The sequence below is a fragment of the Sphingopyxis bauzanensis genome, from assembly GCF_002205675.1.
Lineage (GTDB): Bacteria > Pseudomonadota > Alphaproteobacteria > Sphingomonadales > Sphingomonadaceae > Sphingopyxis > Sphingopyxis bauzanensis.
The window spans coordinates 301,963-314,704 of sequence record NZ_NISK01000001.1 but is presented as its reverse complement, the minus strand read 5'-3'; the positions used below and the strand labels follow the sequence as shown (position 1 = coordinate 314,704).

Annotated in this window: 11 protein-coding genes; 6 read left to right on the top strand and 5 right to left on the bottom strand. The window is 63.1% G+C overall.

The features are described 5' to 3' along the window. Positions 1-90 precede the first annotated feature (90 nt). Positions 91-315, top strand: a complete 225-nt coding sequence (locus CDQ92_RS01480) for a hypothetical protein (protein WP_088439439.1) — start codon at positions 91-93, stop codon at positions 313-315. A 139-nt stretch (positions 316-454) separates the two neighbouring features. Here the strand turns inward: CDQ92_RS01480 and CDQ92_RS01475 are convergent, their stop codons facing one another. Beyond that, positions 455-1,315: a carbon-nitrogen hydrolase family protein gene (locus tag CDQ92_RS01475; protein ID WP_088440506.1), complete on the bottom strand. Its 861-nt coding sequence runs from the start codon at positions 1,313-1,315 to the stop codon at positions 455-457. 114 nt (positions 1,316-1,429) lie between these two features. On the opposite strand from CDQ92_RS01475, the gene CDQ92_RS01470 reads away from it, so the two are divergent. Then, positions 1,430-4,354 (top strand): M16 family metallopeptidase, encoded by a 2,925-nt coding sequence (locus CDQ92_RS01470; RefSeq protein ID WP_444544654.1) that lies wholly within the window; start codon positions 1,430-1,432, stop codon positions 4,352-4,354. On the opposite strand, the gene CDQ92_RS01465 is transcribed toward CDQ92_RS01470, so the two are convergent. Further along, positions 4,351-6,126 (bottom strand): cation:proton antiporter domain-containing protein, encoded by a 1,776-nt coding sequence (locus tag CDQ92_RS01465; protein WP_088439435.1) that lies wholly within the window; start codon positions 6,124-6,126, stop codon positions 4,351-4,353. The two genes, CDQ92_RS01470 and CDQ92_RS01465, sit on opposite strands and share 4 nt — an antisense overlap. Before the next feature lie 66 nt (positions 6,127-6,192). Next, the gene (locus tag CDQ92_RS01460) at positions 6,193-7,407 is read right to left on the bottom strand and encodes an NADP-dependent isocitrate dehydrogenase (RefSeq protein WP_088439433.1); all 1,215 of its coding nucleotides are present in this window, start codon (positions 7,405-7,407) and stop codon (positions 6,193-6,195) included. A 138-nt stretch (positions 7,408-7,545) separates the two neighbouring features. On the opposite strand from CDQ92_RS01460, the gene CDQ92_RS01455 reads away from it, so the two are divergent. Beyond that, a complete protein-coding gene (locus CDQ92_RS01455; protein WP_088439431.1) occupies positions 7,546-8,280 on the top strand; it encodes a phosphatidylserine decarboxylase in 735 nt (244 codons plus the stop codon). A gap of 1 nt (position 8,281) precedes the next feature. Then, positions 8,282-9,055, top strand: a complete 774-nt coding sequence (locus tag CDQ92_RS01450) for a CDP-alcohol phosphatidyltransferase family protein (RefSeq protein ID WP_088439429.1) — start codon at positions 8,282-8,284, stop codon at positions 9,053-9,055. On the opposite strand, the gene CDQ92_RS01445 is transcribed toward CDQ92_RS01450, so the two are convergent. Continuing rightward, complete coding sequence (locus tag CDQ92_RS01445) at positions 9,039-9,374, bottom strand: hypothetical protein (protein ID WP_237246106.1); 336 nt, start codon at positions 9,372-9,374, stop codon at positions 9,039-9,041. The genes CDQ92_RS01450 and CDQ92_RS01445 overlap by 17 nt on opposite strands. Positions 9,375-9,611: 237 nt before the next feature. On the opposite strand from CDQ92_RS01445, the gene rpsB reads away from it, so the two are divergent. Both rpsB and tsf read left to right on the top strand, forming a co-directional pair. Further along, a complete protein-coding gene (rpsB, locus tag CDQ92_RS01440; protein ID WP_088439425.1) occupies positions 9,612-10,481 on the top strand; it encodes a 30S ribosomal protein S2 in 870 nt (289 codons plus the stop codon). A gap of 138 nt (positions 10,482-10,619) precedes the next feature. Further along, the gene (tsf, locus tag CDQ92_RS01435) at positions 10,620-11,546 is read left to right on the top strand and encodes a translation elongation factor Ts (RefSeq protein ID WP_088439423.1); all 927 of its coding nucleotides are present in this window, start codon (positions 10,620-10,622) and stop codon (positions 11,544-11,546) included. A 46-nt stretch (positions 11,547-11,592) separates the two neighbouring features. Here tsf and CDQ92_RS01430 read toward each other — a convergent pair whose 3' ends face one another. After that, positions 11,593-12,738, bottom strand: a complete 1,146-nt coding sequence (locus CDQ92_RS01430; RefSeq protein ID WP_088439421.1) for an ISAs1 family transposase — start codon at positions 12,736-12,738, stop codon at positions 11,593-11,595. Between the last annotated feature and the right edge of the window lie 4 nt (positions 12,739-12,742).

The window sequence follows — 12,742 nt, the reverse complement described above, 5'->3', positions numbered from 1 at the left end:
GCCTGTGCCTAAGAAGGCAGCGCAGAAGCAGACCGGAGGTTCTGCCTTGGGTGTGATTCGACAAGACTAATCCAGTGGACGGAGAAAATAATGAACCTGCTCAAAAAGGCTGCGATCTCTCTCGCAGCGACCTCGATGATCGCAGCCCCGGTTGCCGCATCGGCCGCTCCCGCAGCCCGTGCAGCTTCGGCCGTAGAAGGCCAGAGCGAGCTCGAAGGCAGCGGTTGGATCATCGCGATCATCGCGCTTGCTGCTATCATCGGCGGCATCATCATCGCGTCGGACAACAACGACGATTCGCCGACCAGCCCGTAATTTCGGCTGATTGCTAGAGATACCAAAAGGCTCCGAGTTTCGCTCGGGGCCTTTTGCGCGTCTTCGGTTTGTGCTTGTCGGTTGTTAGACTTTCCGGAACGGCTGGCGCTGACGTGGCTCAGACGCGATCGTGGGATGTCTAGAGCGCGATGTTTCGCATGGCCCGCGAGCGGGCCAAGGGGATCGATTGCCGAGCGCGATCGGTTGCAGCGACATCGATCGGTGCCAGCACCACGCGATACCCAGTTTCGTCGCTGGCTGCGTTGGCATCGCCCAATATGGCGCCCCACGGATCGACGATCAGACTGTGGCCATAGGTCGCGCGGCCGTCTTCATGGTCCCCGCATTGCGCCGCCGCCAGAACATGACAGCCGGTTTCAATCGCCCGCGCGCGCATCAGCACATGCCAATGCGCCTCGCCCGTCGGCATCGTGAACGCGGCGGGGATCGCGATCAGGTTCGCCCCTTGGTCGACCAGCGCCCGGTAAAGTTCAGGGAATCGCAAATCATAACAGATGCTCAGTCCTAACCGGCCAAGCGGGGTATCGACGACGACCAGCGCATCGCCGCTGGCATAGGCCGCCGATTCGGTCCAGTTCTCGCCCGTCGGCAGGGTGACGTCGAACATGTGGATCTTGTCATAGCGTGCGCGGACGCTGCCGTCGGCGGCGATCACATGGCTGCGGTTTACGCGCCGCGCGCCATCGTCGGATAGTAGCGGCATCGATCCCGAGTGGAGCCACAGGCCATGCTTATGCGCCAGCGTTTGCAAAGCAACCGGCCAGACACTGTCACTTTCGCGCGTGATATGTGCCGCGGATCGCACGCGGTCGCGATCGAGCAGCAGCGACATTTCGGGCAGGAATGCCATCGCGGCGCCGCCCGCCGCCGCGTTCGCCATCGCGCGATCGATCGTCGCCAGGTTTGCGGCCGGATCGATCCCGCTGTTCATCTGGATGAGCGCGGCGAGCGGAGCGCCTGCTTGGGGATCGTTCGTCATGATCATCCCCTATCGCTAAGCCGATGCAGTTTGCAGGACAAGTGCCGCGACAGTTCAGTGGCCAGCAAGGTTTGAACGCGATAAGATGGCCCAATGGCCAATTCCCCTGTGCGTATGTCGCTTCGATTTTCCCGATCGCTCCTGTGCGCCAGTGCTGGCGCGGCGTTGTTGCTGCTTCCCTTCGCCGTCAACGCGCAAGGCGGAACCGCGCCGACGACGGCGACCAGTCAGACGGCGAGTGGCGACTGGCTCTATGCTGACAGTGACATTCCGCGCGACACCGCATGGCAATTCGGGACCCTGCCCAACGGCGTGCGCTATGCCGTGCGCAACAACGGCGTGCCGCCGGGACAGGTGTCAATTCGCGTCCGCATGGACGTCGGATCGATGTTCGAAACGGAGGAAGAGCGCGGCTATGCGCATCTGCTCGAACATCTGACCTTTCGCGGCTCCGAACATATCCCCGACGGCGAAGCCAAGCGCATCTGGCAGCGATTTGGAGTGACTTTTGGCAGCGATTCGAACGCTCAGACGACGCCGACGCAGACCGTGTATCAACTCGACCTGCCCAGCGTGACCCCCGCCAATCTCGACGAGAGCATGAAATTGCTGTCGGGCATGATCCGCCAGCCCAGGATTTCCGAACTGGCGGTCGCCGCCGAACGCGGTGTGGTGATGTCCGAATTGCGTGAATCGGACGGACCGCAGAAGCGGATCGGCGATGCGACCAACGCGCATCTGTTCGCCGGTCAGCTGCTCGGCGACCGCTCGCCGATCGGCACGACCGCATCGCTGGGCAAAGCTAGCGCGCCGACCGTCGCTGCCTTTCACAAACGCTGGTATCGCCCCGATCGGGCGGTGGTGGTCATCGTTGGTGACTCTGAACCCGCCGAACTGGCGCGACTGGTCGCGAAATATTATGGCGATTGGCGCGCCGACGGACCGAATCCCGTCGACCCTGATTTCGGCAAGCCCGACCCGAAAGCATCACCCGCACGCGAAATCGTCGAGGCGAACCAGCCGCTTGCGCTGACACTGGCGATGGTGCGCCCGTGGCAGAAACGCATCGACACGGTCGAAAACACGCGGCGGCTCTATCTGGAATTCATCGCGCAGGCGCTCGTCAACCGCCGTTTGGAAAACCGGGCGCGCAGTGGCGGCAGCTATCTGGTCGCGACCGTCGAACAGCAATATGTCAGCCGCAGCGCCGACATCACCATGGCGTCGATCGTGCCGCTCAGCGACTGGAAGGCGGCGCTCGCCGATGTACGCGGGGTGATCGCCGACGCGACCAGCAACCCTCCGTCACAGGCCGACATCGACCGCGAAGCGAATGAAATCGAGGCCTTCCTGCGCAAGGAACTGGAAAATGCGCGCAACGAGCCCGGCGCGCGGCTGGCCGACGATCTGGTCCGTGCCGTCGACATTCACGAGGTCGTGACAAGCCCGCAGGGGCAGGTCGATATGTTCAAGGCGATCCGCGCGTTTGCGACGCCGCAAGTGATGCTGGAGACCAGCAAGGCGATTTTTGCCGCCCCGGTGACGCGCGCTGTGTTAACGACACCGACCGCGGCGGGCGGCGACGCGGCCGTACGGGCCGCGCTAAAAGCGCCGGTGACCGCGCGCGACGATCGGTTGGTGTCGGTACAGGCCGATTTCAAACAGCTCCCCGCTTTTGGAACGCCGGGGACGATCACCTCTACCGACAGCCTGCTCGGCCTGCGCGCCGAACGGATCGAATTTGCTAATGGCGTGACCGCGCTGGTGTCGAACAACAAGATTGAACCCGGCAAGGTGCGCGTCAATGTGCGGTTCGGTACCGGCAACCGCAGTGTCGCCGCCGATTCCCCGAACCTGTTGTGGACCGGTGATTATGCTCTGGTCGCCAGCGGAATCGGGCCGTGGGGACAGAATGAGATCGACCAGCTGACCAACGGGCGGCAGATTCAGCTGAATTTTTCGATCGACGACAACGCGTTCGAACTGTCGGCGGAAAGCAAGCCCGCCGACCTTTCCGACCAGATGCGACTGATCGCGGGCAAGCTGGCGCAGCCGCGCTGGGACACGGCACCGATTGAGCGCCTGCGTGTCGGTTATCTCACCGGCCATGACCTCAACGACGCCACCCCCAATGCGGTGCTCGACCGCAATCTGCGCGGCTGGCTGACCAATAATGACGCGCGTTGGGCGGCGCCCGACAAGGCGCAGATCGAAGCGCTGACCCCTGCCGCCTTCCGCGCCTTTTGGGAGCCGCGGCTCGCCAGCGGACCGATCGAGGTGCAGATTTTCGGCGACCTGGAAGCGGTCGATTATCGCGAGATCCTGGCGAGCACGCTCGGCGCTCTGCCGCCGCGAAAAGTGCTGGCGCCCGCCAACGGCCAGCGCGTCGATTTCGCCAAAGCGGCCCCGGTTCCCGATATCGCCTATCATCGCGGCGCCGAGGGGCAGGCGGCGGCGATGACGGCGTGGCCGACCGGCGGTGGTCTCGCCAACCCGCGCGATGCGCGCGGGCTCGAAGTACTTGCCGCGATCTTCAACGACCGCCTGTTCGATCGCCTGCGCGCTGAACAGGGAGCGAGCTATGGTCCGGTGGTCGACAGCCATTGGCCGACGGGATTCGACAGCGGCGGCTATCTGCTCGTTGGCAGCCTGCTTGCGCCGAAGGATATCGACCGCTTTTATGGCATTGCGCGCGACATTGCCGCCGATCTGGTCGCCAACCAGGTGGGCGTCGATGAACTGACGCGCAACGCGGTGCCGATCCGCGAAATGGTCTCGCGTGCGTCGACCGGCAATGTCTATTGGATGTTTCTGCTGGAGGGCGCGACGCGCGACCCGCGCGTCGCCACCGCGGCGCTGTCAATGGAGACCGACATTGCCGCGGTGACCGCTGCTGACGTCCAGCGGCTGGCACAGCAATATCTGACGCCGCAGCGCCAATGGTCGCTGGCGATCCTGCCCAAGGGGATGACGCTGGCCGACGCGTCGGCGCTGGGTGCCGCAACCGGGGCGACAGCGACCACCGCGGGCGGTCGCTAAGCGGTTTTCCCGCCGGGCGCACGCACTTTGCGGATGCGGGGTTCGCGATCCAGCTCGCCTTTGGTCATGATGTCGTGGCGCATCTTGGCGCGCAAGTCGTGGATCGATGCGATCACCAGCCCCATCGCGACGCCCAGGTCGATCAGCACTGCTTCGGCAAGTTGCAGCGAGCTTTCGAGCGTCTCGGGCACCGCATCGCTCGCTCCCGCCTGATATAGCGCCGCGGCATGGTCTGCATCGCGCGCGCGGCTGATGATCGGCAGGTCGGGAAATTTCTGGCGCAATTGCTTGGTCATCCGCAGCTGCTGGACGGGATCGTCCATCGTCAGCACGATGGCGTCGGCGCTTTCAATGCCCAGCTTGTCGAGACTGCCTTGCCGCGCGACATCGGCAAAGCGCACCTTAAAGCCGTCGCGCCGCGCCACCGCCACGCTGTCGATATTGGCATCGACCGCGATATAGGCGCGGCCATGTTCGCGCAGCAGCTCTGCAACCGTGCGCCCGACGCGGCCAAAGCCGACGATGACGGTCCGCGCCACTGCGGGCTCATCCTCCGGCGTGTCGTCGCTGCGCATTTCGATCTGCCGCGCAACGTCATGGCCGACGCGCGCCAGCAGCGGCGTGATGGTCAGGCCGATCGCGGTGACAAGCTGCCAGAAACTCGCTGTTTCGGGATCGATGATTCCCGCCGTCAGCGCGGCGGTCAACACGATCAGGGTCGTCTCCGACGGGCTCGACATCAGCAAGCCGACTTCGGCGGCTGTACCGCGGCGCGCGCCCGAAAAGCGCAGTAGCAGTGCGGTCACCACCGCTTTGACCGTAATCACGCCGACGACCGCGGCGATCAACATCGGCCATTGTGCGGCGATACTCTTGAGGTCCAGCCCCATGCCGACGCTGATCAGGAACACCCCAAGTGCGAGCCCCTTGAACGGCGCGGTGATCGCTTCGACCTCGCCATGATATTCGGTCTCGGCGATCATTAATCCGGCGAGCAGCGCCCCGACGATCGGCGATAGCCCGACCGTCGCGGTGGCGAGCGCGGCGACGATCACCACAAGCAGGCTGGCCGCCAGGAACAGTTCGGGATCCTTGGCGCGCGCCGCCTGGGCAAAGATTCGCGGCAACAGGAACCAGCCCGCAACCGCCAGCACCGCAACCACCAGCGCGCCCTGCCACAGCGTCGTCATCAGCAGTTGGGCATTGTCACCGGCAGGATTGGGGGCGAGGGCGCCGAGGACAAAGATGATCGGGACGATCGCCAGATCTTCGAACAGCAACATCGAAAATGACGCGCGACCCACCGCCGACTTGGTCCCCACCATCGGCAGCACCAAAGCGGTCGACGACAGCGCGAGGGCGATGCCGAGCCCGAACGCCGCGGGGGTCGACAGGTCTCCGAGCAGCCATAAGCCGCCGCCAAGGATCGCGCCGCCGAGCAGCAGTTCGGCTGCGCCAACTCCGAACACAAGTTTGCGTAATTGCCACAGGCGGCGGAACGAGAGCTCGAGACCGATCGAAAACAACAGCATGATGATGCCGAATTCGGCAAATAGCGCGATATCGTCGGTCGATCCGATCGTGACATGTTTCAGCCACGGATAATCCCCTGCCAGCGATCCCAGCCCCGACGGCCCCACCAGCAGGCCGACGAGGATGAACCCGATGACGGGGGGCAGGCGAAAGCGCGCAAACGCCGGGATGACGATGCCCGCGGCGCCTAAAACCACCAGCGCATTGCCGATGGCCGATGTTTCTGTTTCCGATACCATAGGGGCCGACCTTATGCAGGCCGGCCCCGATTGGCTAGAGAGCTATCCCAACCTTTTTGGTTGTTTTCAGCTACCCATCTTGGCTTCAAGATTTTCGACGATCGCTTCAAAGAAGCCTTCGGTGGTCAGCCAGTTCTGGTCGGGGCCGATCAGCAGCGCCAGATCTTTGGTCATCTTGCCGCTTTCGACCGTCGCGACGCAGACTTTTTCCAGATCATCGGCAAACTTCACCAGTTCGGCGTTATCGTCGAGCTTGCCGCGGTGCTTGAGGCCGCCGGTCCACGCAAAGATCGACGCGATCGGGTTGGTCGAGGTCGCCTTGCCCTGCTGGTGCATGCGGTAGTGGCGGGTGACGGTGCCGTGCGCTGCTTCGGATTCGACGGTCTGGCCATCGGGGGTCATCAGCACGCTGGTCATCAGGCCGAGCGAGCCGAAACCCTGCGCGACGGTGTCCGACTGAACGTCGCCGTCGTAATTCTTGCAGGCCCAGACAAACTTGCCGCTCCACTTGAGCGCCGATGCGACCATGTCGTCGATCAGGCGATGTTCGTAAACGATGCCCGCGGCGTCGAAATCGGCCTTGAATTCGGCGGTGAACACTTCTTCGAAGATGTCCTTGAAGCGGCCGTCATAGGCTTTCAGGATCGTGTTCTTGGTCGACAGATACACCGGCCACTTGCGGGCGAGGCCATAATTCAGGCTGGCGCGCGCGAAGTCGCGGATCGAATCGTCGAGGTTGTACATCGCCATCGCGACGCCCGAAGAGGGGAACAGGAACACCTCTTCGTCGATGACCTTGCCGTCTTCGCCCTCGAATACCAGGCGCAGTTTGCCGGGGCCAGGGACGCGGAAGTCGGTTGCCTTATACTGGTCGCCGAACGCGTGACGACCGACGACGATCGGGTCGGTCCAGCCGGGGACGAGGCGCGGAACGTTCTTCATGACGATCGGTTCGCGGAACACGACGCCGCCCAGGATGTTGCGGATCGTGCCGTTCGGCGACTTCCACATTTTCTTAAGGCCGAATTCCTCGACGCGCTGTTCGTCGGGGGTGATCGTCGCACATTTCACGCCGACGCCATATTTGGCGATCGCGTTGGCGGCATCGACCGTGATCTTGTCGTCGGTCTGGTCGCGCATTTCGATGCTGAGATCGTAATAATGAAGGTCGATGTCGAGATAGGGAAGGATCAGCCGTTCGCGGATCCATTGCCAGATGATCCGGGTCATTTCGTCGCCGTCGAGTTCGACGACCGGGTTGGCTACCTTGATCTTGCCCATGCTGCTGCCTTTATCCTTGGGGAGTCGGAGTTGCAGCGGGCCTTAGGCAAAGCGGCGCGATTGATCAATGGGCGTGGTGGAACCCTGACCATGCCTTATTCATTGTCAGTGTCAGGCGCGCACCCTAGAAGAACGGCCATGTCCAACATCATCTCTTCCAACCGCCCCGGTGGCGGCATCAAATGGCAATGGCCATCGATCCATCCCGAGGGGCGCAAGTTCCTTTTGATCGCGGCGATCATCACCCTCTGCTTCTGGCTGCTCGGCTGGGAGATTGTCGGCTGGCTGATGTTCGGGGTGACCGTGTGGGTCGGTACCTTTTTCCGCGACCCCGTTCGCATCACCCCGACGGGCAGCGATGTCGTCATCGCGCCCGCCGACGGGCTGGTGACCCAGATCGCCGAGGTCGCCCCGCCGCCCGAGATCGCTGGCGCCGACGGATTAGGCGACGCGCCGATGCTGCGCGTGTCGATTTTTATGAGCGTGTTCGATGTCCACATCAACCGCACGCCAATTGCAGGAACGTTGCGCAAGCTCGTTTATATCCCGGGCAAATTCCTCAACGCCGATCTCGACAAGGCGAGCGAAGAGAATGAGCGCCAGCATTTTGTCGTCGAGCGTGCCGACGGGGTGCGCATCGGTTTTACCCAGATCGCAGGTCTGGTCGCGCGGCGGATCATGCCGTTCGTAACCATGGGCAACGAACTGACGACTGGCCAGCGCGTCGGGCTGATCCGCTTCGGCAGCCGAGTCGATGTCTATCTGCCTGCGGGGACCACGCCGCAGGTGTTGCTTGGCCAGCGGACGCTGGCGGGTGAAACCGTTGTCGCCCGGATCGGGCAGGCTGCGATGATCGACGGCATCGGGCAATAGGATGACAGACGACACCCAGCTTCCGGCGGACGCCGCGGGTCGCCGTATCGGGGGGATAGGCCTGCGCGCTTTTGCCCCCAATGCGATCACCGTGCTGGCGCTGTGCTTTGGCCTGACCGGGGTGCGCTTTGCGATCGGCGGGCAGTTTGAATTTGCCATCGCCGCAGTGATTGTTGCCGGGGTGCTCGACGGCATGGACGGGCGCATTGCGCGCCTGCTGCGCGCGCAAAGCAAATTTGGCGCCGAGCTCGATTCGCTGTCGGACGTCATCGCCTTTGGCGTCGCTCCGGCAATGATCCTGTTCCTGTGGTCGCTTCAGGATGCGCCGAAATTTGGCTGGACCGCGGCGCTGGCGCTGGCCGTCTGCTGCGCGCTGCGGCTGGCGCGCTTCAACTCGCGGATGGATGCCGATTTTCAGCCGCACAAATCCGCCGGCTTTAACACCGGTATTCCCGCACCCGCCGGGGCAGGCTTGGCGTTCGTGCCCGTCTATCTGTGGCTGACGACGGGCAATGAGCTGTTCCGCGAATGGTATGTCGTGATGCCGTGGGCGCTGGGTGTCGCGATGCTGATGATCTCGGCGATCCCCACTTACAGCTGGGCCTCAATCCGCCTGCGTCGGTCGTGGCGATTGTTCGCTCTGGCGGGGGTCGGGTTGCTTGGTGCCGCGCTGGTGACCGCGCCGTGGCTGACGCTGCTCGCCGTCTGCGCAATCTATGCGGCGACGCTGCCGTTCGGCCTCGCCAGCTATGCAAAGGTCAGGCGGCGCAGCTGAACTGTGGCTGGCTAAGCTGGGACCGCGTGACGATAGCGCGCGCAATGTGGCGACGCGGTTCTGACGGGCGGAGTTTGATGACGGTCGTAGGTCCGGGCTGGGGGGCGGCGTCGCCCGTAAAGGCGCCTTCGCCGAGCAGCGCCGAAAGAATCGCCGACTCGTTCGATTTCAACATCGCCAGGATCACCGTGATGCCGAGTCCGGCGGCGAGGGCGAAGAGGAGTGCGGCTGCGACCTGAACCATGATCTGTCCTTCCGGGTTTTCGTCAACGAAACCTTTCCGACAGGAATGACGGTTTCGCTTGGCTTTTGGTTGCATGTTCGTGGTTTGTTCTCAAGTGTTTTGCGACGAACGGAGTCAGATTGGCGCCGGATCGAATGACCGGATGCGCGCGCCGTTCATCCCAAATGCGCCGCGGACGCTTGCTTTTGATGACCAACGCGGCTAACGGCCCGCGCATTCCACATGGAAGGCGCACATAAACCGGTGCCGGGATCATCCGCTTGCGGAACCCGGTTCTTGCTTTCCAGAGGACCAACCGGAAGGAGAAAGACTATGGCGGCACCTGTCGTCACGATGCAGAATCTTATCGAGGCTGGCGCCCACTTCGGCCACCAGACCCACCGCTGGAACCCGCGCATGAAGCCGTATATTTTCGGTGCGCGTAACGGCATCCACATTCTCGACCTGTCGCAGACCGTGCCGCTTTTCGCGCGCGCCCTCGAATTCGTCGCCTCGTCGGCGGCGTCAGGTGGCAAGGTGCTGTTCGTCGGCACCAAGCGCCAGGCGCAGGGTCCGATCGCTGACGCCGCGCGCGCTTCGGGTCAGCACTTCGTCAACCACCGCTGGCTGGGCGGCATGCTCACCAACTGGAAGACGATCTCGGGTTCGATCAAGCGTCTCAAGACCCTTGAGGAACAGCTTTCGGGCGACACCTCGGGCCTGACCAAAAAGGAAGTGCTCAACCGCACCCGCGAACGCGACAAGCTCGAAATGTCGCTCGGCGGCATTCGCGACATGGGCGGCATTCCCGACGTGATGTTCGTGATCGACGCGAACAAGGAAGAACTGGCGATCAAGGAAGCCAATGTCCTTGGCATCCCCGTCGTCGCGATCCTCGATTCGAACGTCTCGCCCGATGGCATCGCCTTCCCGGTACCGGCCAACGATGACGCCGCGCGCGCCATTCGCCTGTACTGCGATGCGATCGCTCAGGCCGCGACCCGCGGCGGCCAGCAGGCCCGCGCTGATCGTGGCGAAGATCTGGGCGCAGCGGTGAACCCCGTCGCCGAACCGGCGCTGGTCGAAGAAGCTGCTGCACCCGTTGCTGAAGAAGCCCCGGCTGCCGAAGCTGCTCCGGTGACCGAGGACGAACAAGTCCCGGCCGAAGCCGCCGCCGAAACCGAACGTCAGAGCGACGCCTAACCGCTCGTTTTGATGACGCGGCGGCGCTTTGCCCTCGGGCAAACGCCGCCGCGGTCATCGTTCTGACTTATCGCGCCGCCACGCGTGCGGCGCAGCGGTCCCGTCCACCGGGCCGCCCCACATTGGAAAGGATCACCCATGGCTGAAATTACGGCCGCTCTCGTCAAGGAACTGCGCGACCGCACCGGCGCCGGCATGATGGATTGCAAAAAGGCGCTCGCCGAAAATGGCGGCGACATCGAAGCATCGATCGACTGGCTGCGCACCAAGGGTCTCGCCGCTGCCGCCAAAAAGGCTGGCCGCGTTGCCGCTGAAGGCCTGGTTGGCGTCGCCACCGACGGTACGCGCGGCGCGATGGTCGAAGTCAACAGCGAAACGGACTTCGTTGCCAAGAACGAACAGTTCCAGGGCTTCGTTCGCGACGTGACCCAAGTCGCGCTCGCCGGCAACCTGACCGATATCGACGCGCTCGGCGCTGCCGCCTATCCGGCTGGCGGCACCGTCACCGAAGCGCTGACCCAGAACATCGCTACGATCGGTGAAAACCAGTCGCTGCGTCGTTCGGCCATCATGTCGGTGAACTCGGGCGTCGTCACTGCCTATGTCCACAACGCTGCGGCTCCCGGCATGGGCAAGATCGGCGTGCTCGTCGCGCTCGAATCGACGGCTGGTGCCGATGTGCTCGAACCGCTGGGCAAGCAGCTGGCGATGCACGTCGCCGCCGCGAACCCGCTGGCGCTGAACGGCGACGATCTCGACCCCGAACTCGTCGCCCGCGAACGCGCGATCGCCGAGGAAAAGGCAGCCCAGTCGGGCAAGCCCGCCGACATCGTGTCGAAAATGGTCGACGGCGGTATCGCCAAGTTCCGCAAGGAAAACGCGCTGCTGTCGCAGCTGTTCGTGATGGACGGCAAGACCCCGGTCGCCGAAGTCGTTGCCGCAGCCGGCAAGGACGTCGGTGCGACGATCACGCTCAAGGGCTTCACCCGCTTCCAGCTCGGCGAAGGCATCGAGAAGGAAGAAAGCGATTTCGCGGCAGAAGTCGCAGCGGTCGCTGGCGTCTAAAACAAAACGCGGAGTTGCTGCGCGCAAGGCGCGCAGGGGAATCGCTTCAGATTAACGGTTGTCGTTGAGTGACGAGTGTTTCGAGGTAATCGGGGTCGAGATTGGCTCGTTTTCTGCGGACTTTGAGGCTGTGTTTGTCGTTTGGATTTCGCACCAGGTTCATGGCGATGTGTTTGACGACCGCCATATTCTGGGGTCCTGATCCGGTTCGCAGTCTTGTGAGGTCGTCGTGGAAGACGACGTCGAGCACCCAGTGGAGCCGGTTTTCGATGCCCCAATGGGCGCGGACTGCGGCGGCGAAGGCTTGGGCATCGAGTTTGACAGAAGAGAGGTAATAGCGCCGTTCCGTGCTTTTGCGGCCCTCCCGTTCGACGTGGTTTTCGACCATGGCGATCATCGCGAGATGAGGAAAATGGGGTTCATCAGGATAGCGACGATCGGAAAACAGCCATTGTGTGTTGTGACAGACGCTGTGGCGGCGTTCTTCGATGCGGCCATGATCGGCGTCGGTTGTCGTGTGCGCCGACAGGGTCATATCGGTGGGCGGATCGGCAAAGAACGCCACGACATCGGCAAACAGCGCCGGACGGTTGCCCTTCAGCGCGAGCAAATAATCTCCGCCGCGCGCCACGATGGTCTCGGCAATCGCGGCCTGTGTTCCGATCGCATCGATGGTGACGAGCGCACCGGTCAGTTCCAGCCGTTCGAGCAGCAACGGGATCGCGGTGATCTCGTTGGATTTTGCGTCTACCGCTTCCTGGCCCAGCACCAGCCGCTGGCGCGACGCCCAGGCTGAAACCATGTGCAGCGGCGCGCGGCCTTTGCTCCTCGCGTGACTACGCCGCGACGTCTTGCCGTCAATCGCGATGATATCGGGTGCCTCGTCGCGTAGCGCCTCGACCCAGGTCGCAAAGCAGGTTTTGAACAGCTCGGGATCAAGCCCGTTAATGACATCATTAAGGGTGTCGTGGGCTGGTATCCCGTGCGCAAACGGCAGAAAACGGCGCAGAAAATCGAGCCGGTGCTGGCCCCACAGCCTGATCTCGACAAAATCTTCCATCCCCGAAAGCGTCGCGCAAAGCACTAAAAGCAAGACCTCGCGAAGCGGATACAAAACCCGCCACTGCTCCCGGTGATCACGAAGCGCAGAAAAATGATCGAGTATCGAACGCGACGATGGCAATCCAGACATCAAT

What these genes read in the sequence shown, in the direction of transcription:
- CDQ92_RS01475 (WP_088440506.1), bottom strand. Translation starts at nt 1,315, where the DNA reads ATGACGAACGATCCCCAAGCAGGCGCTCCGCTCGCCGCGCTCATCCAG.
- CDQ92_RS01430 (WP_088439421.1), bottom strand. Translation starts at nt 12,738, where the DNA reads ATGTCTGGATTGCCATCGTCGCGTTCGATACTCGATCATTTTTCTGCG.
- rpsB (WP_088439425.1), top strand. Translation starts at nt 9,612, where the DNA reads ATGGCGGCACCTGTCGTCACGATGCAGAATCTTATCGAGGCTGGCGCC.
- CDQ92_RS01480 (WP_088439439.1), top strand. Translation starts at nt 91, where the DNA reads ATGAACCTGCTCAAAAAGGCTGCGATCTCTCTCGCAGCGACCTCGATG.
- CDQ92_RS01455 (WP_088439431.1), top strand. Translation starts at nt 7,546, where the DNA reads ATGTCCAACATCATCTCTTCCAACCGCCCCGGTGGCGGCATCAAATGG.
- CDQ92_RS01445 (WP_237246106.1), bottom strand. Translation starts at nt 9,374, where the DNA reads ATGCAACCAAAAGCCAAGCGAAACCGTCATTCCTGTCGGAAAGGTTTC.
- CDQ92_RS01470 (WP_444544654.1), top strand. Translation starts at nt 1,430, where the DNA reads ATGTCGCTTCGATTTTCCCGATCGCTCCTGTGCGCCAGTGCTGGCGCG.
- tsf (WP_088439423.1), top strand. Translation starts at nt 10,620, where the DNA reads ATGGCTGAAATTACGGCCGCTCTCGTCAAGGAACTGCGCGACCGCACC.
- CDQ92_RS01465 (WP_088439435.1), bottom strand. Translation starts at nt 6,126, where the DNA reads ATGGTATCGGAAACAGAAACATCGGCCATCGGCAATGCGCTGGTGGTT.
- CDQ92_RS01460 (WP_088439433.1), bottom strand. Translation starts at nt 7,407, where the DNA reads ATGGGCAAGATCAAGGTAGCCAACCCGGTCGTCGAACTCGACGGCGAC.
- CDQ92_RS01450 (WP_088439429.1), top strand. Translation starts at nt 8,282, where the DNA reads ATGACAGACGACACCCAGCTTCCGGCGGACGCCGCGGGTCGCCGTATC.